Source organism: Methylobacterium sp. Leaf469, assembly GCF_001424745.1.
Taxonomy (GTDB): Bacteria; Pseudomonadota; Alphaproteobacteria; order Rhizobiales; family Beijerinckiaceae; genus Methylobacterium.
In genome coordinates, this window is record NZ_LMRE01000034.1 from 227,379 (window position 1) to 246,788 (window position 19,410).

Annotated in this window: 16 protein-coding genes, 1 tRNA gene and 1 pseudogene; 15 read left to right on the forward strand and 3 right to left on the reverse strand. The window is 71.3% G+C overall.

The window, feature by feature from the left end:
• Genes ASG60_RS15110 through ASG60_RS15120 form a run of 3 tightly spaced genes read left to right on the forward strand, consistent with a single transcriptional unit; the run spans nucleotide 1 to nucleotide 1,859 of the window.
• Nucleotides 1–612 (forward strand): YceI family protein, encoded by a 612-nt coding sequence (locus ASG60_RS15110; protein ID WP_056266469.1) that lies wholly within the window; start codon nucleotides 1–3, stop codon nucleotides 610–612.
• 21 nt (nucleotides 613–633) lie between these two features.
• On the forward strand, nucleotides 634–1,242 hold the full coding sequence (locus ASG60_RS15115) for a cytochrome b/b6 domain-containing protein (RefSeq protein WP_056386452.1): 609 nt from the start codon (nucleotides 634–636) through the stop codon (nucleotides 1,240–1,242).
• Complete coding sequence (locus ASG60_RS15120) at nucleotides 1,239–1,859, forward strand: YceI family protein (protein ID WP_056266471.1); 621 nt, start codon at nucleotides 1,239–1,241, stop codon at nucleotides 1,857–1,859. Before ASG60_RS15115 ends, ASG60_RS15120 begins: the two co-directional genes overlap by 4 nt.
• A gap of 131 nt (nucleotides 1,860–1,990) precedes the next feature.
• Here ASG60_RS15120 and ASG60_RS23785 read toward each other — a convergent pair whose 3' ends face one another.
• On the reverse strand, nucleotides 1,991–2,119 hold the full coding sequence (locus ASG60_RS23785) for a hypothetical protein (RefSeq protein ID WP_277996245.1): 129 nt from the start codon (nucleotides 2,117–2,119) through the stop codon (nucleotides 1,991–1,993).
• A 77-nt stretch (nucleotides 2,120–2,196) separates the two neighbouring features.
• Between ASG60_RS23785 and ASG60_RS23580 the strand changes: the two are divergent.
• A pseudogene (locus ASG60_RS23580) lies at nucleotides 2,197–2,775 on the forward strand (KR domain-containing protein); the annotation flags it as partial.
• Between the two features lie 153 nt (nucleotides 2,776–2,928).
• Here ASG60_RS23580 and ASG60_RS15130 read toward each other — a convergent pair.
• The gene (locus ASG60_RS15130) at nucleotides 2,929–3,468 is read right to left on the reverse strand and encodes a TetR/AcrR family transcriptional regulator (RefSeq protein WP_056176441.1); all 540 of its coding nucleotides are present in this window, start codon (nucleotides 3,466–3,468) and stop codon (nucleotides 2,929–2,931) included.
• 109 nt (nucleotides 3,469–3,577) lie between these two features.
• Between ASG60_RS15130 and ASG60_RS15135 the strand changes: the two genes are divergently transcribed.
• The 11 genes from ASG60_RS15135 (at nucleotide 3,578) to ASG60_RS15185 (ending at nucleotide 19,010) form a co-directional block, all read left to right on the forward strand.
• Nucleotides 3,578–4,366, forward strand: coding sequence for an SDR family oxidoreductase (locus tag ASG60_RS15135; RefSeq protein WP_056176438.1), 789 nt, complete (start codon nucleotides 3,578–3,580; stop codon nucleotides 4,364–4,366).
• A gap of 315 nt (nucleotides 4,367–4,681) precedes the next feature.
• A complete protein-coding gene (locus ASG60_RS15140) occupies nucleotides 4,682–5,191 on the forward strand; it encodes a sigma-70 family RNA polymerase sigma factor (RefSeq protein WP_056266478.1) in 510 nt (169 codons plus the stop codon).
• 132 nt (nucleotides 5,192–5,323) lie between these two features.
• Nucleotides 5,324–6,292 carry a FecR domain-containing protein gene (locus tag ASG60_RS15145; protein ID WP_056176954.1) on the forward strand — a complete coding sequence of 323 codons (969 nt, stop codon included), beginning with the start codon at nucleotides 5,324–5,326 and terminating at the stop codon, nucleotides 6,290–6,292.
• Between the two features lie 110 nt (nucleotides 6,293–6,402).
• Nucleotides 6,403–8,979, forward strand: a complete 2,577-nt coding sequence (locus tag ASG60_RS15150; RefSeq protein ID WP_244476686.1) for a TonB-dependent receptor — start codon at nucleotides 6,403–6,405, stop codon at nucleotides 8,977–8,979.
• 126 nt (nucleotides 8,980–9,105) lie between these two features.
• The gene (locus ASG60_RS15155; RefSeq protein WP_056386455.1) at nucleotides 9,106–10,689 is read left to right on the forward strand and encodes a PepSY-associated TM helix domain-containing protein; all 1,584 of its coding nucleotides are present in this window, start codon (nucleotides 9,106–9,108) and stop codon (nucleotides 10,687–10,689) included.
• A gap of 333 nt (nucleotides 10,690–11,022) precedes the next feature.
• Nucleotides 11,023–12,822, forward strand: coding sequence for an IucA/IucC family protein (locus tag ASG60_RS15160; protein ID WP_056386457.1), 1,800 nt, complete (start codon nucleotides 11,023–11,025; stop codon nucleotides 12,820–12,822).
• The gene (locus tag ASG60_RS15165; RefSeq protein ID WP_056386459.1) at nucleotides 12,806–15,808 is read left to right on the forward strand and encodes an IucA/IucC family protein; all 3,003 of its coding nucleotides are present in this window, start codon (nucleotides 12,806–12,808) and stop codon (nucleotides 15,806–15,808) included. Before ASG60_RS15160 ends, ASG60_RS15165 begins: the two co-directional genes overlap by 17 nt.
• Nucleotides 15,805–17,166 carry a DUF6005 family protein gene (locus ASG60_RS15170; RefSeq protein ID WP_056386461.1) on the forward strand — a complete coding sequence of 454 codons (1,362 nt, stop codon included), beginning with the start codon at nucleotides 15,805–15,807 and terminating at the stop codon, nucleotides 17,164–17,166. Before ASG60_RS15165 ends, ASG60_RS15170 begins: the two co-directional genes overlap by 4 nt.
• Entirely contained in the window at nucleotides 17,163–18,005 is an 843-nt protein-coding gene (locus tag ASG60_RS15175; protein ID WP_056176418.1) for a sugar phosphate isomerase/epimerase, read from the forward strand. The genes ASG60_RS15170 and ASG60_RS15175 overlap by 4 nt, the downstream gene beginning before the upstream one ends.
• A gap of 104 nt (nucleotides 18,006–18,109) precedes the next feature.
• Nucleotides 18,110–18,391 (forward strand): DUF2218 domain-containing protein, encoded by a 282-nt coding sequence (locus tag ASG60_RS15180; protein WP_056176950.1) that lies wholly within the window; start codon nucleotides 18,110–18,112, stop codon nucleotides 18,389–18,391.
• Between the two features lie 94 nt (nucleotides 18,392–18,485).
• Nucleotides 18,486–19,010 (forward strand): GNAT family N-acetyltransferase, encoded by a 525-nt coding sequence (locus ASG60_RS15185; RefSeq protein WP_056386725.1) that lies wholly within the window; start codon nucleotides 18,486–18,488, stop codon nucleotides 19,008–19,010.
• A 319-nt stretch (nucleotides 19,011–19,329) separates the two neighbouring features.
• Here the strand turns inward: ASG60_RS15185 and ASG60_RS15190 are convergent.
• Nucleotides 19,330–19,406 (reverse strand) — tRNA-Arg (locus ASG60_RS15190).
• Between the last annotated feature and the right edge of the window lie 4 nt (nucleotides 19,407–19,410).

Consider the following 19,410-nt stretch of genomic DNA (forward strand, 5'->3'; position numbering starts at 1 on the left):
ATGAAACTCCTCCTCGCTTCCGGCCTCGCCCTCGCCGTCGCCCTCGGGGGCGGCGCGTCGGCCCAGACGCCGCCGACCCGGGACCCCGCCCAGATCCAGGCCGGCACCTACGCCGTCGATCCCGGCCACACCCAGGTCGGCTGGCGCGTGTCCCACATGGGCTTCTCGAACTATGCCGGCGGCTTCTCGGACGTCTCCGGCACCCTCGATCTCCAGCCCAAGAACCCGGCCGCCTCGAAGCTCGCCATCAAGATCCCCGTCGCCTCGGTGACGACGACCAGCGACAAGCTCACCGGAGAACTCAAGGGCGACCAGTGGCTTGACGCGGGCAAGTTCCCCGAGATGACCTTCGTCTCGACCAAGGTGACGCCCGACGGCAAGGACAAGGCCAAGGTCCTGGGCAACCTGACCCTTCACGGCGTGACCAAGCCCGTGACCCTGGACGTGACCCTCGTCGGCGCCGGCGTGAACCCCCTCAACAAGAAGGTCACGGTCGGCTTCGAGGCGGCCGGGACGCTCAAGCGCTCCGAGTTCGGCGTGAAGACCTACGTCCCGCTGATCGGCGACGACCTGCACCTCACCATCGCGGGCGCCTTCGAGCGCCAGGACTGAGCCCGAGGGAGGAGGAGGGCCATGGGACCCGGCCCGCCCGCGCGGCGCTACACCGTCGTGGCCATCCTGCTGCACTGGACGAGCGCCTTCTGCGTGCTCGCCCTCATCGGCATCGGCCTGGTCATGACCCATGCTGGGCTGGCGCCGATGCGCCAGTTCCAGCTCTACCAGTGGCACAAGTCCGTCGGGATCACGGTCCTGGCCCTGACGACGCTCCGTCTCGCGTGGCGCGCCTTCCATCGGCCGCCCCGGCACCCGGTCGGAATGCCGGCTCCCGCACGCCGGGCGGCCGGGGCGGTGCACGGCCTGCTCTATCTCCTGCTCGTCGGCCTGCCCTTGACCGGCTGGGCGATCGTGTCGCTCTCGCCGTTCCAGATCCCCACGGTGCTGTACGGCCTCGTGCCCTGGCCACACCTGCCCCTGGCGGCGTTCCTCACGGATGCAGCCGCGGCCGAGGAGGTCGCGAAGCGGGTTCACGCCTGCTGGGCGTGGCTGCTCACGGCGCTGCTCGCGCTGCACGTGGCGGCCGCACTGCGTCACCACCTCATCCTTCGCGACGACAGCCTGCGCCGCATGCTGCCCGCTGGCCGCCCCCCGACATCCTCCGAGCACACGGAAGCGATCCGATGACCACGCCTGCCTTCCGCTTCCGCGTCGCCCACGCGCGGTTGGCGCTCCGGAGAGCCCCCTTGCTGGGCACACTCTTGGGCACTCTGTTGGGGGCCGCCTCGCCGGCCGCCGCCGCCGAATGGGTGATCGATCCGGCTAGGAGCGCGATCCGGTTCTCGGGCGTCCAGGTCGGCGCCCCGTTCTCGGGACGCTTCGAGCGCTTCGACGCGAAGGTGACGTTCGATCCCGCCAAGCCGGAGGCCGGGCACGCCACGGTCCTCATCGATCTGGCGAGCGCGCGCACAGGAGACGTCCAGCGCGACACGGCCCTGCCGCAGCAGGACTGGTTCGACGTGAAGGCGGCGCGCCAGGCGCGCTTCGAGGCCACGGGCTTCGTCGACAAGGGCGGCGGCGACTACGAGGCGGTCGGAACCTTGACCATCCGGGGCACGAGCCGCCCGCTCACGCTTCCGTTCCGGCTTGCGCTCGCGGGGGACCAAGCCCGCGCCACCGGGCATGTCGGCCTCGTCCGCACGGCATTCGGCGTCGGGCAGGGTGCGTGGGCGTCGGGACAATGGGTGGCCCTGGAGGTCGGGGTCGACGTGGACCTCGTCGCCACGTCCAAGGCCGGTCCCTGATCCGGGACTTCAACCCTGGGACTTCCACCCCGGACTCCCGCCCCCGGGGCCGCTCTCCCGAGCATGGAACGTGGCGTTCCGGACGCCCTTATCCATTCGCCTCGGCCGCGTCGCGGTCCGGATCGACCGGTTCAGGCGGGGCCGGACCCTTCGACGTCATCGTAGAGGCGCCGCGCCTCCCGAACGCGTCGGTGGCTGACCTCGGCCCAATCCACCGGCATGTCCATGGGAACGAGGAAGGAGCGACCCAGCTCGGCCAAGCGATACTCAAAGCTCGGAGGGCTGGTCGAGTACACGTGGCGCGTGATGAACCCATCGCGTTCCAGGTGACGCAGGCATTGCCTATACGAGCGTCCTCCGGGCCGATACGTCGCCCCTTGGTCTCGCGGAGGAGCACCGCGCGACCGAAGGCGCGTCGGGCGTGCCGCACGTGCTGCTGCGCAACGGATGGTACACCGAGAACTATGCGGCCTCGATTCCGCCCGCGCTGACGCCTCGATCCCGGCCGCGCTGGCGCATGGGGTCTTCCTGGGCGCCGCCGGGGAAGGCCGGGTCGCCTCGGCGGTACGCGCGGATTACGCCGCGGCGGCCAGCGCCGTGCTGGCGTCGGAGACCGCTCAGAGCGGCCGCATCTACGAGTTGGCCGGAGACGAGGCCTACACGCTGGCGGACTTCGCGGACCTCGTAGCGCAGGTGTCGGGCGAGCCGGTCGGCTACCGGACCCTGTCGGATGGGGAGTTCGCGGCCGCCCTGATCGGTGCGGGGCTCCCCGAAGCGTTCGCCGGCCTCCTGGCGGACTCCGATGCGGGAGCACCAAAAAGGGGGCCTGTTCGATGCAGGCCATCAGCTGAGCGGTCTCATCGGGCGCCCGACCACCTCACCCGCTTCGGTCATCGCCACCGCCCTCGCGGGATGATCCGCCGGTGCCACCCTCTTGCCGGGCGACCTTCTGCCGGGCGACGGGAGCGCCTGTCCGGTGGTCGAGGCCCGTGTCCGGGGAGCGGACAAGCGCGTTCGGCCCCTGCGGATCACGGACGGAGGCCAGGTCAACCGCCGCAGGACACGCGCCTCATGCGTCGGACGCCATCCAGGCGCGTGTCTCGTCGAGGATCTCGTCCGAGAGCGCGGGATCGTCGACCGCACGCGCAAGGATCAGGGCGCCGATCAGGGCCGCGTAGGTGCCGATGGCCTCGCGGCGGCGGTCGGCGGCGTCGGGGACCGCCTCGGTCAGGCGGTCGATCTGTGCGCGGATGCCCGTCGTCATGGCGGCCCGCGCTGCCGCCGGCCGGTGACGAACGTCGGCGGCCAGGGCCGCCATCGGGCACCCGTCCGCCGCGTCGTCCCGATGCGCGGGCGAGAGATACGTCGCCACGAACGCCGGCAGGTCCCCGCCCCTGCCCGCGACCTCGGTCGCCGCCTGCGCGATGGCCTGCGCCATCAGGTCCTCCTTCGAGGCGAAGTGTCCGTAGAAGCCGCCATGGGTGAGGCCCGCGGCCTTCATCACCTCGGCGACGCCGACGGCGTCATACCCCTTGTCGCGATAAAGACGGCTCGCCGCCGCCAGGATGCGGCGGCGGTTCTCCCGCATCTGCTCCTGCGTGACACGCATCTCGAAAATTCCCCATCGACCCCGTTGACACTCATATGATCGCGATCATATTTGAGATCAATCATGATGATCATCATGATTGCTCATCAGACACGCAGGGGCGAATCCCATGGCCACCCAGAGTTCGGTTCTCATCACCGGCGCCTCGACCGGCATCGGCGCGACCTATGCCGACCGCTTCGCCCGGCGCGGCCACGGCCTCGTGCTGGTCGCCCGCGACAAGGCACGGATGGACGAGCTCGCCGACCGTCTCCGCCGTGACTACGGCGTCGCCGTCGACGTGCTTCCGGCCGACCTCACGGCGCCGGACCAGATCCGGGCCGTCGAGACGCGGCTGCGCGACGACGACGGCATCGGCATCCTCGTCAACAATGCCGGCGCCAACGTCGGCGGTGGCTTCGTCGAGCAGGCCACCGACGACGTCGAGCGCCTCGTGACCCTCAACACGACGGCGCTGGTCCGGCTCGCCAGCGCGGTGGCACCCCGCTTCGCCGGGGCCGGCGCGGGCGCCATCGTCAACATCGGCTCCGTGGTCGGGCTGGTCCCGGAATTCGGCATGTCGGTCTACGGCGCGACCAAGGCCTTCGTCCTGTTCCTGTCCCAGGGCCTGAGCCACGAGCTGTCCCCCAAGGGCGTGTACGTGCAGGCCGTGCTGCCATCGGCCACCCGCACGGAGCTGTGGAGCCGGTCGGGGGTCGATCCCGCCGCGCTGCCGCCGATGATGGAGGTCGGCGACCTCGTCGACGCCGCCCTCGCGGGGTTCGACCGCCGCGAGTCCGTGACGATCCCGCCGCTTCACGACGCCGGGCAGTGGGACGCCTTCCAGGCCGCCCGGCTGGCGATGATCCCGGGATTCGCGCAGGTTCACCCGGCGCCGCGCTACGCGTCCGCCGCGTGATCCCCGCGTGATTCGGAAGCGGCCGCGAGAAACCGATGGCGTGGTCGGAGCTCATAAGGTGGCGGCATGTGCTCTGTGCACAACAGGCATGGGCATTCCCCCGAGGCCCGCCTTGCCGTTGCTGGGGAGCCCCGGCCGGTTACGGGGCCGTTTCCGATAGAAATACAAGACGTTGCGGCGGCGCGGCGCCGTCATCTTTAGAGCTCATCTAAAGTACTGAGATGCTTGCATAATTTCCGATTGACTGCTTTCTCCGACCGATCGAGATTCCGCGATGTCGCGATGATCGAGGAGTGATTGGAGCGGGGGCCAAGCATGCAGTCGACATCGATCGAGGCGCTGCATCGGAGCGAAGGCGTCAGGCTTCGGCGCTTCCTGATGCGTCTGCTCGGCAGCGCCGACGCCGCCGCCGACGCCCACCAGGAAACCTACCTGCGGATGCTGGGCGCGCTGTCCCGCACGCCGATCGAACACCCCTCGGCCTTCCTCTTCCAGGTCGCCAACAACGTCGCCCTGCGGATGCGCAACCGGCAGCGCCTCGAAGGCACCCTGTTCCGCACCATGACGGACACGGACCTCGCGGAGATCGCGGACGGGTATGCCCTGCCGGAACGCCAGGTGATCGCACGGCAGGAGCTCAGACGGCTGGCCGCCGCCATCGACGCGCTGCCGCCGCGATGCCGCGAGGTGTTCCTCCTCGTCCGGTTCGAGAACCTCTCGAACGGCGACGTCGCCGCCCGCCTGGGCATCAGCCGGAACATGGTCGAGAAGCACCTCATCAAGGCGCTCCTGCACTGTCGCCGGTGCTGCCACGATTGGGTGTGAGGCCTGTCTCCTGTTCGTGGCGCGGCTCTTGTTCGTGGGGCGACGTCAGGATCTTGCCGGTTCGTTGATCTGAGGGTGTAGGAGCATGGGGCTGGGCCGTCCGGGCTCGGTGATTCCGGATGGAGCATGGCTGTGGCCAGCGGCGACGACACCGACGCGCATGCGGCGGAGGGGGACGATCCGGTCTACGAGGCTGCCGCCGGCTGGGTCGCGCGCCTCGCCTCGCCCGACGCCACGGACCGGGACCGGAACGCCTTCGCGGCCTGGTGCGCGGCCGATCCGGCCCATGAAGCGGCCTATGCCGAGCTGGACGCCCTGTGGCGCAAGCTCGGCCGTGTGCCCGATCCACGGCATCGCCGCCCGCCCACCAAGACGCTGACCGGGGTCGCCGTCGCCCTCGTCCTCACCACCGCCCTGGCCTTCCAGCTCGGCCTCGTCGACTGGCTCCGCGCCGACCTCTGGAGCGGGGTGGGCGACATCGTCCACGCGACCCTGGCCGACGGCAGCCGAATCGACCTCAACACCGACACGGCGGTCGCCCTGCACTTCGGCGCCACGGAGCGCGGGGTCGCGCTGCTGCGCGGCGAGGCCTTCTTCGAGGTCGTGTCCGATCCCCAGCGCCCGTTCGTCGTGCGCGGCAACGGCCTGAGCGTCCGCGCCGTCGGCACCCGCTTCTTCGTCCGGGCCGACGGCGCCGGCGGCGAGACGGGCGGCGTCGAGATGGGCGTCGTCGAGGGCAGCGTCGACGTCGCGACCTCGGGGCGGCCCGTGCGGGTCTCGGCGGGCGAGGCGGTCCGACGCACGGAGGGCGCCTCCCTCGCCGTCACGGGCGCGGACCTGGCCCGGACGACGGCGTGGCGGGAGGGCCGCCTGCGCTTCTCCGGCGAGCGGCTCTCCGTCGTCCTCGCCGAGCTCGACCGCTACCGCCACGGTCGCATCGTGCTCCTCGATGCGGCCGCCGGCGAGCGGCGCGTCACCGGCGCCTTCGACCCGCGCGACACCGACGAGGCGCTGGACTCGATCGCCGCGACGATGGGCGTGGGAATCACCCGCCTGTCGCCCTTCCTCGTCCTCGTCGGATCGCCCGTTCGAAAATTCTGAAGGAAAGTTCGTTCCCGGACGTCAGGAGATCGCGGCTCCGTTGATCTCAATCGGTGGGGACAGGCTGCCGCGAGGCGCCCGTCTCCGTCTGAGCGAGGGACGGACAGAGAATGGCGACGCGCGGGCGTGGTGTTGCGGGTGAGCGGTTGGCCGGATCGGCCCTGGCCGGCGTGTCGATGCTGGTGATGGTGCCGGCGGCCGTCCAGGCCCAGGACGGGCGCCGGGCGCAGCCGGATCGGGCGCGGACGGCGAGCATCCTCGCACTGGCCTCCGAGGCTTCGGCCCCGCAGGCGGTGGAGCGGGTCGCCCTGACGATCCCGAAGGGACCCCTCGAAGCCGCCCTCGTCGCCTTCACCGAACAGGCCAAGGTGAAGCTCGTCTACGCCACGGACCTGACCGCACGGCTGACCACGGGCGGCCTCGAGGACGTGGTCGAGCCCCTCGACGGCCTCGGCCGCATCCTGAAGGGCACCGGCCTGACGTTCCGCGCGGCGGGTCCCTCCACCATCACCCTGGTCAATCCGCGCTACGTTCAGCTCGGCGGCGAAGCGGCGGGCTCCGTGGCCCTCGAGGAGCTGCACGTGGCGGGGCAGCCCCAGGCGCCCGGGGCGCCCAGGGGCCTGCCGCCCCGGTCCGGAACCGTCGGCCAGCCGCCCGTTCCCTATGCGGGCGGTCAGGTCGGCAGCGGAACGCGGGTCGGACTCCTCGGCAACCGCTCCGTCCAGAAGACGCCCTTCAACGTCACCGGATACACCGAGAAGCTGATCAACGATCAGCAGGCGCGCTCCGTCGCCGACGTCGTCCTGAACAACCCGTCCGTCCGCAGCGACGCGCCGCCCTACAGCGAGCGCGACTCGTACTTCATCCGCGGCTTCTCGGTGACCAACCTCGACACCGCCTTCGACGGGCTGTTCTACATCGCCAACCCGCGCCGCAGCTTCACCGAGGGTCTGGAGCGCGTCGAGGTCCTGCTCGGTCCGACGGCGCTCCTCAGCGGCGGCACCGGCCGCGTCGGCGGCACGATCAACCTCGTGCCGAAGCGCGCGTACGACGAGCCGCTGACGCGGGTGACCACGAGCTACTTCAGCGACGCGCAGTTCGGGACGCATCTCGACCTCGGGCGCCGCTTCGGCACCTTCAAGGAATGGGGCATGCGCTTCAACGGCGCCTACCGCAACGGCGACACGCCGCTGGACAAGAACGCCATCGAGGTCGGCGTCGCGGCCCTCGGCATCGACTACCGCAACGACCGGTTCCGCGCGTCGTTCGACTTCAATCACTCGACGCAGAACATCACCGCGCCGACCTCGCTGTTCAACGCGGTGGCGCCCGGCATCCCCGTGCCGCGGGCGCCGAACGCCCGCCGCAACACCGCGAACGCGTTCGAGTACAACGACAGCCGCTACAACATGGCCGCCGGCCGGGTCGAGTACGACGTGCTGCCCGAGACGACGATCTACGCGGCCGGCGGCCTCAGCCGCTACAACGAGGACTTCCTGACCTCGAACTATCGGGTCACGAGCCCGACCGGGCTGGCGACGAACTCCCTCGCGATCCAGCCCCTGGAACTGCAGGGCTTCACCGGCGAGGTGGGCGTTCGCACCAACTTCCAGACGGGTTTCATCAATCACCAGTTCAGCGTCGCGGCCGTCGAGGCCGTCAACAAGAACTTCTCGCGCGGCTTCGTGCCCTTCGCCCTGCCGGCCTACCCGATCAACATCTACAACCCCGTCGACCTGCCGTTCGGCTCGGTTCCGACCATCGCCTTCCCCCGCTCCGACCGGCAGCCGATCTTCTCGGAGCTCTACGCCCGCAGCGTCGCCATCGCCGACACCCTGTCGCTCGGCGACGACCGCGTCCTGCTGACCCTGGGCGGACGGTTCCAGGAGATCGACCTGCGCAGCTACGTCACCCGTCCGGGCCCGACCCAGGGCACGCCGGCGACGGGGTACCGCGAGGGCCGGTTCAGCCCCGCCATCGCCCTGGTGGTCCGGCCGTTCGAGAACCTGTCGTTCTACGGAAACTACATCGAGTCCCTCGATGCCGGGCCGTCCGCCCCGGTGACGGCGATCAATTCCAACGCGGTCTTCGCCCCCGTGGTCAGCCGGCAGAAGGAGGTCGGCGCGAAGTATGATCTCGGCGCCGTCTCGGTCACGACCTCGCTGTTCGAGATCGAGCAGCCGAGCGCGTTCACCGATCCGGCCACGCGGCTGTTCTCCGTCAGCGGCCTGCAGCGCAACCGGGGCATCGAGTTCAACGTGTTCGGCGAACTCGTCCCGGGCGTGCGGCTGCTGGGCGGCCTGACCCTCATCGACGCCAAGCTCGTCAACACCGTGGGCCGCCAGTTCGACGGACGGGCCGTGCCCGGCGTGCCCGACACGGCGTTCAACCTCTACGGCGAGGTCGACCTGCCGCCGTGGCTGGCGCCCGGCCTGACCCTGACCGGACGGGCGATCTACACGAGCAGCATGTTCTACGATCAGGGCAACACCCAGTCGGTGCCGGACTGGACGCGGTTCGATGCCGGCCTGCGCTACGCCTTCGAGGGCGTGAACGGCAAGCCCGTGGTGATGCGGGCCACCGTCCAGAACCTGCTCAACGATTCGTACTGGGCCTCCGCCGCGCGCGGCTTCCTGGCCGTCGGCGCGCCCCGGACGTTCATCCTGTCCGCAACCGTCGATTTCTGATTTGACCCCGGTGCGCCAGGCCGCCGGCTCCGGGACGCGGGCCACGGACGAGGCCCCCATCCTCGTCCCTGGTCCCGTACTCGACGTCGGTCCCGTCCTCGGGACCGCCATGCCGGAGCGCGCGCCATGAAGGGACGTTTCCGCCAGTCCATGGCGTGGCTGCACACCTGGTCCGGCCTCGTGGTCGGCTGGGTGCTGTTCGCCGTCTGCCTCACCGGGACCGCGAGCTATTACCGGGCCGACATCTCCCGCTGGATGCGGCCCGAACTCGGCCTCGCCGCGCCGATGTCGGGCCCGGACCTCGCCGCCGCCGCCGAGCGGGCGGTGACCTATCTCGCCACGCACGCCCCCAAGGCTCGGACCTGGTTCATCGGCATGCCGCAGCCGGAGAAACCGGTGCTCGACCTGTTCTGGCGTGCGGGCCCGGGCGAGCCGCCGGGCCATGTCCACCTCGACCCCGCGACCGGAGCCGAGGCGGCGGTCCGCGACACCGAGGGCGGCGACTTCCTCTATCGCTTCCACTTCGAACTGCACATGGCGCCGTTCTGGGGACGCTGGATCGTCGGCATCTGCGCGATGATCATGCTGGTGGCCCTGGTCTCCGGCATCGTCGTCCACCGGCGCATCTTCGCGGATATCTTCACGTTCCGGCGGGACAAGGCACCGCGTCGCAGCTTCCTCGACGCCCACAACGTCGGCGGCGTCCTCGCGCTGCCGTTCCACCTGATGATCACCTATACGGGGGTCGTCACCCTGGCGACGTTCTACATGCCCTGGGGCGTGACGGCGGCGTATCGCTCAAACACCCAATCCTTCTTCGCCGAGGCCGCCTGGATCCCGACGCCGCGCCGGCCGGCGAACCGGCCCGCCGTGCTGGCCCCCGTGGGGCCCCTCGTCGCGCGCGCCGTCGCGATGGTGGCGGAGCCCCTGGAGCGCCTGACCCTGGTGAACCGGGGCGACGCCAACGCGACCGTGGTCGCCGTGTTCGCCGAGCCCCGCGGCATCGCCCGCGACCATCCGCAGGTCGCCTTCGACGGCGTGAGCGGCGCGCTGCTCGAGGTGCGGGGCGTCGACCTCAAGCCCGCCGCCAAGACCTTCACGACGCTGACCGGCCTGCACGAGGCGCATTTCGCCGCGCCCGCCCTGCGGCTGCTGTTCTTCCTGTGCGGACTCATGGCCTGCGCCACCGTCGCGACCGGGATCGTGCTGTGGTCCCTCGCGCGCCTGCCGCGACCGGGCGAGCGGCCCTTCGCCGGCCTGCGTCTGGTCCAGGCCCTCAACGTCGGGAGCGTCGCGGGCCTGCCGGCGGCGGTGGCGGTGTATTTCCTCGCCAACCGGCTCCTGCCCGCGGACCTCCCCGGCCGGGCCGAGTGGGAGATCCGCGCCTTCTTCGCGGCCTGGATCGTCGCCGCCCTGGTGCCCCTCGCGCGTCCCGGGCGCCGGGCTTGGTGCGAGGGGCTGGCGGCGGTCGCGGTCCTCTGCCTCGCCGTGGCGGCCGCCGACCTCCTCACCGTGCCCCAGCATCCCCTGAGGCGCTTCGGAGGCGACCCCCTGTTCGTCTGGTTCGACGGGACGATGATCCTCGCCTCGGCCCTGTTCGCCGTCGCGGCCCGCAAGGTCGCCCGCTACGCGGCGCCGGAGCGCCGGCATCGCACGGCCTCCGCGTCGCCCCCCGCCTTTCGAGCCCCCGTCCCGACGCACGGTCCCTGAACGGCGGCCTGGGCGGGTCGAGCGCCCAATACCCACAAGTGTAGACCAAGAACAATTCCAATGAAAAAGCTGACATTTCGGCTTTTGCGGCAGACCTATTGACCGTGATACCGAATATGCGCGACACGATGCGCATATCATCCAGACCATGGAACCTAATCGTCCAGTCTGTGATTATGAGAACGAACGTTAATAGCTCCTCTTGCGACGCAAGCGCGATCGAATCAGGGCATCGCGCCGACATCGACTGATCGAATACGAAGGACCTGGCATGCAGTGCCGGTCCTTTGCCGCACAGTCGGCATTCCAGGGCTCGAACGAGGTTCGGTCGTCATGCCACCATCGTCCCAGCACGTTGCCGAAGCGGCAGCCTTCCGCAGCTTCGCCAACGGCTACCTGCGCGAGATCGACCCCGGCATCCGGGTCCGTCACGCCCGCTCCGACGGGCCGCCCGCCGCGTGCGTGGAGTGGAACCTGGGCCGCCGGCGCATCGCGATCCGCGCCGAGATCCGGTCGCCGTCCCTGTGCGGCGCCCAGGGCTTCGGCATCCTCTGGACCCGCCACCTCCACGAGCCGCGCTGGCGCCGCGTCGCCCCGATGCAGGCGCTCCAGGATTTGCTCGCGGAAGCCTACGCCCGCGTCGATGCGGGCCGGGACGAGTCCGCCCGGGCGCACGAACTGGAACTCCTGGGACGCGTCCTCGACAGCTATCGCGAGACGGCGCGCCAACTCGACCTCGCCCGGGAGCCGGCCGGCGAGAGTGCGACGACGGACACGAGCTTCATCGGGGCCGAACGCTCCCTCGTCTACGGCCACTGGCTGCATCCGACGCCCAAGAGCCGGCAGGGCCTCTCCACCTGGCAGGCGCGGGTCTATGCGCCCGAGGAGGCCGGCGGCTTCCAGCTCGCCGTGTTCGCCGTCGAGGCCGGACGGGTCCGCCACGATTCGGCCGCCCCCCGCTCCGCGCCGGAGATCGCCCTCGAACTCCTCGGCGCCGATGCCGGGCGGCTGCCCCTGCGCGCCGGGGAGATCGCCCTCCCCATGCATCCGCTCCAGGCCGACGCGCTGAAGCTGGACCCGGACATCGCCGCCCTCATGGAGGCGGGCCGGGTGCGGTGCCTCGGTGCGTTCGGCCCCCGCTATACCGCCACCTCGTCCGTACGGACGGTCTACGCCCCCGACAGCCCGTGGATGGCCAAGTTCTCGCTGCCCGTCACCCTCACCAACTCCCTGCGGGTGAACCGCTTCGCCGAGCTCGAGGCCGGCGTCGCCATGGCCCGGCTCCTGGCGCGCAACGGGTTCGGAACGCGCCATCCCACCTTCCGGATCGTGTCCGACCCGGCCTATCTCACCTTGCACTGCCCCGGCCGCGACGAGAGCGGGTTCGAGACGGTGCTGCGCGAGAATCCTTTTCGTGATGGGGCCGAGCGCGGCGTCGCGACCCTGGCGGCGCTCGCGGCCGAGCCCCTGCCCGGCCGCCCCTCGCGCCTCGACGCCCTGCTGCGCCGCCTCGCCCCCGGGGGCGCCGACGAACGGGCGCGGACCGCGCGGGCCTGGTTCGGCCTCTACCTGGACTGCATGCTCGAGCCCGTCGTCGCCCTCTACGACCGCCACGGCATCGCCCTCGAGGCGCACCAGCAGAACGCCCTCCTCGACGTCGCCGCCGGCTGGCCGCGCCGGGGGTACTACCGCGACAACCAGGGCTTCTACCTGTCCGAGGACGCACGGCCCCGGCTCCTGCGCCAGGCACCGGAGACGGCCGCCATCGCCGCCCTCTACTTCCCGGACGACGAGATCCGCCGGCGCCTCGCCTACTATCTCGTGGTCAACCAGATCTTCTCGGTCATCGCCCGCATGGGGCATGACGGCACGATCCGCGAAAGCGTTCTCCTCGACGATCTCGCCCGCCGGCTGGAGGCGATGGCGCGCCGCATGACCGGCGCCGGACGGGCCTTCGCCCGCTCGGTGCTGGACGGGCCGACGCTCTGCACCAAGGCGAACCTGCGGGTCCGCCTGGCGGACCGCGACGAACTCGCCTCGGGCGACGGAACCGGCAACTACATCGACATGCCGAACCCCCTGCGGGCGCGGGCGGCGGCGTACTGCGAGGCGGGCCGTGCCCTTGCCTCCTGAGCCTCACCCGTCCCGCGAACCGCCGGAGGGGCGCGTCCTGCGCCAGCTCGCCGAGGCGGTGCTGTTCGAGGGCCTCGCGGATCTCAGCCCCCCGCGCCGCGACGCCCCCGGGCGGCTGGCGTGGCGCCTCGGCGCGCGCCGGTTCCGCGCCGACGGGGTCCTCGGCCCGTTCGGCCGTCCGCGCCTCGTCCCCGCGACCCTGGAAACGGCCGGGCCGGACGGCGCCTGGCGCGCCGCCGACCTGTCCTCCCTGGTGGACGCCCTCCCGGCCGCCCCGGAGCCTCGGATGCGCCTGCTGGCGGAACTCGGCCAGACCATCGAGCTCTGCCGCTGGAACGCCGAGACCCTTCGCGCTCCGGACCGCCGCACCCTGCCCTTCGCCGCCCTCGACGCGGCGCTCTGGGAAGGCCATCCGTACCATCCCTGTTTCAAGACGCGCACGGGCTTCACCCTCGACGACCACCGCCGCTACGGGCCGGAGGGCGCCGCGCCGTTCCGCCTCGAATGGCTGGGCGTCCGCCGGGACGCCGTCGCCCTCCGGTTCCCGGGCACGGAGGCCGACTTCCGGCGCGCCGAACTCGGCGTCGACCTGGACCGGCTGGAGCGCCGCCTGCACGCGGCCGGGCATTCCTTCGCCACCCACGCCGTCCTGCCCGTGCATCCCTGGCAGATGCGCCACCTCGAAGCCGGGGCCTTGCGGCCCTGGCTGGCGGAGGGCCGCGCCGTGGCGCTGGGGGCCGCCGGCGCGCGCTACGGCGCCAGCCAATCCCTGCGCACCCTGCACAACCTCGACGATCCGCACGCCGCCAGCGTGAAGCTCGCCCTCAGCGTCGTCAGCACGTCGAGCCTTCGGGCCCTCGATCCGCATTTCGTGCTGACGGGGCCCGCCCTGTCGGACTGGCTGGCGGCGATCGTCGCCGGGGACCCGCTCCTGCGCGGCCCCTATCGGGTGGACGTCCTGCGCGAGTACGCGGCCGCCCTGGCGGACCGGGACGGCCCGCTGGCGGGACAGGTCGCCGCCCTGTGGCGCGAGAGTCCGCGGCTCGCGCCCGGCGAGGCGGCGGTGCCGTTCAACGCCCTGATGGCCTGCGAGCCGGACGGGACCGCCTTCGTCGCCCCCTGGCTCCTGCGCCACGGCCTCCGGGCCTGGCTCGACCGCCTGGTGGAGGTCGCGGTCCTGCCCGTCTGGCACCTCCTGGTGGCGCACGGCATCGCCGTGGAGGCGCACGGCCAGAACATGATCCTCGTGCATCGCGACGGGTGGCCCGAACGGGTGATCCTGCGCGACTTCCACGAAAGCACCGAGTACGGCGTCGACTTCGTGGCCGACCCCGCCCGCGTGCCGGATTTCGGCGCCATCGATCCCGCCCATGCGGGTCCGGCGGACGACCGCTTCCACGCCATGCGCGCGGCCCCGGTCCTGGCCGAACTCGTCACCGACAGCCTGTTCGTCTTCAGCCTCTGCGAGGTCACCCACCTCCTGGGCCGGCGGCACGGGCTCGACGAGGCGGACTTCTGGCGCGGCCTCGGCCTTCGCCTGCGCCGCCACGCCGTCGCGCACGGCCTGGAAGCCCGCCTCGCCCGCCTGCAGGTCGACGCCCCCCGGCTGCGGGTCGAGGCCCTGCTGTCGCGAAAGCTCGGCCTCGACCCGGCACGGTGCTGCCGCCGCGTGCCCAACGCCCTGCTGTCTGCCCCTCAAGATTCCCCGGGAGAGGTCATGATCGAGATCGACGGACGCCGCATCGGCGCGGACGAGATGGAGGCCGCGATCCGGCGCGTCGAGGCGCGGGCCGGCCTGACCGGCGGCGACGGCGAGCGCGTCGCCGCGCGGTTCGGCGACACGCCCACGTGCCTCGCCTTCATCCTCGCCGCGCGCCGCCGTGGCGCGACCCTGCTGCCGATCCATCCGGCCCTGCCCGATGCGGGCGCGCGGCGGCTCGCCGAACGGGCCGGCTGCCACCGCCTGTTCCTCGACAATCTGGACGGCGAGGTTCTGGCGGGCGCCCCGCCCCCGGTTCCGGGCGAGGGCCAGCTCCTGCAGATGAGCTCCGGCACGACGGGCGAGCCCAAATGCATCGCCCGCGCCTGGAGCGCCGTGGAACGCGAGATCGAGAGCTACGTCGCGGCCTTCCCGGAGCCCGACGGGATGACGCCCGTCGTCGCCTGCCCGATCACCCATTCGTACGGGCTGATCTGCGGGCTGCTCGTCGGCCTGCGCCGCGGCCGGGTGCCGGTGATCCTCGACACCACCAACCCGAAATACCTCCTGCGGCGCCTGCGCGAGATCGAGAGGCCGCTGCTCTACACAGCGCCCGCCCTGCTGCACACGCTGAGCCGGCTCCTCCCGGAGGGCGAGCGCATCCACGCGGCCATGACCTCCGGCACCCTCCTGCCGGGGCCGTGGTTCGGCGCCATCCGTGCCCGGGTCGAGCACCTCTTCCAGCAATACGGCTGCTCGGAGACCGGCTGCATCGCGGTGAACCCCGACCTGCGCCGAGCCGACGTCATCGGCCGCCCCCTGCCCCATCACCGCGTCCGGGCGGGCGAGGACGCGGACCATCCGGCGGAGATCGTCGTCGAGGGCGAGGGCGGCGCCGTCCGCACGGCCGATCTCGGGTATCTGGGGCCCGACGGCATGCTGGTCTTCGTGTCCCGCCTCGACGACACCATCAACGTGTCGGGGTTGAACGTCTATCCGGGCGAGGTCGAGGACGTGGTGATGGCCATGCCGGGCGTCACCGACGCCGTGGCCTTCGCCCGACCCGACCCCTTCGCGGGCGAGCGGGTGACGCTGCTGTTCAGCGCCGAGGCGCCCGTGCCGCCCCGCGACCTCCAGGATTGGTGCCGGCGCTGGCTCGCCGGCCATCAGGTGCCGGGCCAGGCGGTGCAGGTGAGCGCGATCCCGCGCCAGGCCAATGGCAAGATCTCCCGCCGGGAGGTGGCCGAGCGCTACCGCAGCGGCGGCCTCGCGGAGGCCCGGGCATGACCCGCGACCATATCGTCGAAGCCATCGGCGCCATCCTGCGCGAGGAGATGGACCATCCCCACCTCGACCGCTTCGGGCCGCAGGCGCGGTTGAACGAAGACCTCTACCTCGATTCCGTCCAGCTGCTTCAGCTCATCCTGTCCCTCGAGATGCGCTGCGGGCTGTCCATCCCCGAGGCGGCGATGAACCGGCAGGACGTCTCGACGGTGGCCGATCTCGCCGCGCGCCTCGCCCCGGGCGCGCCGGCTGAGGCGCCCCCGGACCCCGCCGCGCCGCCGGAGGCGCCGGAGGGCGTCCACGGCGAGCTGCCCGACGACCTCAAGATCCACTGCTTCGTCAGCTGCGTCTGCGACGGGCTGAAGGCGCGCGGCATCGACCACCGGCCGTTCTACTTCCTGATCTGGGACGCCGAGTTCGCCATCACGGAGGATGTCCGGCTCGCTTACCACTCGGACGCCATGGACCACGAGTCGTTCCGCTACTGGTTCGAGCGGCTCTACGGCGTGCCGCTCTTCTCCTGGTACGACCATGCGGCCTCCAAGGACGCCAACGTCGCCACCCTCGTCGACCTCCTCGAACGGCGGGCGCCGGACGAATGCGTCATGGTGATGCTCGACATGTTCCACCTGCCGGAGCGGGAGAACAAGTTCAACCAGAACCCCTTCCCGCACTACCTCCTGCTGGCGCTCACCGAGGACCCCGCGCTGTGGCGGGTGCGCGACCCCGACTTCCGCTGGGAGGGCGTCATCGCGCGCGAGACGCTCCTGAACGCCATCCGCCAGCCGAGCGTCGCGGGCGGCTACCGGTTCGATCCCGCCCGCGCGCATCCGCCGGCGGACGCGGACCTGGCGGCCTTCTTCGCGGCCTGCTTCCGCCCCGACGCCAACCCGTTGATCGACGCGGTGCGCGCCATCGTCTCGGCCCATGCCGAGGCGCGCGGCGGCCTCGCCCTCGCGGATGTCGGCATGGCCCTGCGCGAACTCCCGGTCATCACCATCCGCAAATGGGCCTACGAGCACGGCTTCGCCTTCTTCTGGCGCGCCCTGCGCTGGCCGGATGCCGAATTCCAGCGCATCTGCGACGCGATCGAGGCGCTGGTGAACGGCCTGACGGCCCTGCACTACGACGTCCTGAAGCTCGCCCGGACCGGGGACGCGGCCCTCGTCCCCGGCGTGCTGGCCGCGCTCGACGCCCTCGACACCGCGGAATTCGCGATCAAGCGGCAGCTCGCGGCGGCCTACGACGCATGGCGGGACACCCGCCCCCAGGACTGGGCCGCCCCCTCTCACGGAAGGCTCCCCTCGCGCGAAAGGTCCTCGCGCGAAAGGCTCCCCGTACGCGAAGGGCTTCCCGCATGAGGCTCTCCCTCTGCACCATCACCTTCCGCCACCACCTGCTCTCCATGGGCGAGATCGCCCGCTTCGCCCGGGGCAGCGGCTTCGACGGCATCGAGCTGTGGGGGGTCCATGCCCGCAACCTCGGCCCCGGGGACCATGCCGAATGGCTCGCCGCCTACGACCTGCGCGTGCCCATGCTGAGCGACTACCTGCCCCTCGACGCGAGCCCGGAGGTGTTGATCGCACGCATGTCCGACCTCTGCGGCCTGGCGCGGAACTGGGGGGCGCCGCGGCTGCGCACCTTCGCGGGGACGAAGGGCAGCGCCGCGACCTCGGCGGACGAGCGCTCGCAGATCGCGAGCCGCCTGCGGCTGGCGGCCGCCTATCTCGCCGACCACGGCCTGAAGCTGCTCGTCGAGACGCATCCCGGCACCCTGGCCGACACCACGGCGTCCCTCGTGCGCCTGCTCGAGGAGATCGATCACCCGGCCCTCAAGGTGAACTTCGACACGCTCCATGTCTGGGAAGGCGGCGACGACCCCTACCGCGCGCACGACACGCTCGCGGAGCACATCGACTACTATCACCTCAAGAATATCCGCGACCGGTCGGACCTCCCGGTCTTTGAGCCGGCCAACGTCTACGCCGCGGCCGGGCGGCGCGACGGGATGACCGGCCTGTTCGAGGGCGCGCTGGACTACGAACCTTTCCTGGAAACGCTGCCGGCGCATGCCGAGGCCTCCCTCGAATGGTTCGGCGGCGCCTGCTTCACGGTTCTGCCGGCCGACCTGTCGCGGGTCCGAGACGTCACCGCCGACCGCACCGACGAACCGGCGTTCCGCCTGCACGTCGCCGAGTGATCCAACCGCGCGTGATCCAGCCGCGCGTGATCCGGGGCATGGCCCCGTGCGACGCCACCCGCCCTTCCGGCGAGCCGACCTCCACCTCAGGAAAGCAACAGCCCATGCCCGAGAGCAGCGCCGTCGTCAGGACGCCCCATGCGAGCCGCTACCTGCAGCAACTCTGCAAGCACTGGTCCCACAAGTTCGAGACGGAGTTCGACGCCACCCGCGCCCGGATCGTCCTGCCCCTCGGCGAGACGCGGCTCAGTGCCGATGCCGAGACCCTGACGATCGTGCTCGCGGCCGAGGACGCGGCCAGGCTCCCCGATTTTCGCGACGTCGTCGTGCGTCACGTCGAGCGCTTCGCGTTCCGGGAAACGCTGCGCTTCGAATGGTCGTCGTGAGGTCGAAGGCTCGGCGCCGATCCGGGGTGGGCGTTCCCCGGGCAGGACGTGTCGCGAGACGGGATGGATGAGGATGACGGGCGGGATGACGGAAATGAGACACGCCGGGCGCAGCGCGGATGTCGGCATCCGCGCCATGCGCGACACCGACATGCCGGGTCTGTTCGAGATCTACAATCAGCCGGCCTTCCGCCTTGGAACGCTCGCGCTGCCCTACGAATCGTACGAGACGGTCAAGGCCTGGGCGGAGCCGCGGTCTCCGCGGGACCTCCATCTCGTCGCGGATCTGTCGGATCGCGTCGTTGGCGCGGCGGCGCTGCGTCCGTTCTACGGGCGGCGGGCGCATGCGGCGGAGTTCTGGATCGCCGTCCATGCCGATTTCGCCGGGAACGGGATCGGCTCCCGCCTGCTCGCCGCGATCATCGACACCTCGGAGCAGTGGCTCAACGTGACCCGGATCGAAATGACCGTGTTCACCGACAACGCGCCGGCGATCGCCCTCTACAAGAAGTTCGGGTTCGTGATCGAGGGGACGCACCGGGCGGCGAGCTTTCGCGATGGCGTGCTCGTCGACGCCTACTGCATGGCCCGCCTGCGGCCCTCCCCCGCGGCCGGATGAGCCGACCGTCGCGGGACGCGGCAGCGGCCGAACGGAGCGGCCGATCCCGCCGCGACAGCAAGCGCATCCCCGCGGTCGCGCGCGAACCCGATCGCCACGAGCGCAAGCCTCCGGATACAAGCCTTCAGACGCAAGCCTCCGGACAGATGGAGCATCGAGGACGGAACCGAGCGGGCATTCTGCCGAAGGCCCGGGATACGAGCCTGGCGCACGCCGTGACGCGTCAAGCCGTACGTCGGGCTTGCTCGCGTTCCATATCCGGGTTGGAGGCTTTGGTCGGCAACGCGGCCTCATGGGCTCGCTCGCTGCTCGATGTTGTTGGCGCGCCCGAAAGGATTCGAACCTCTGACCCCCAGATTCGTAGTCTGGTGCTCTATCCAGCTGAGCTACGGGCGCGTGC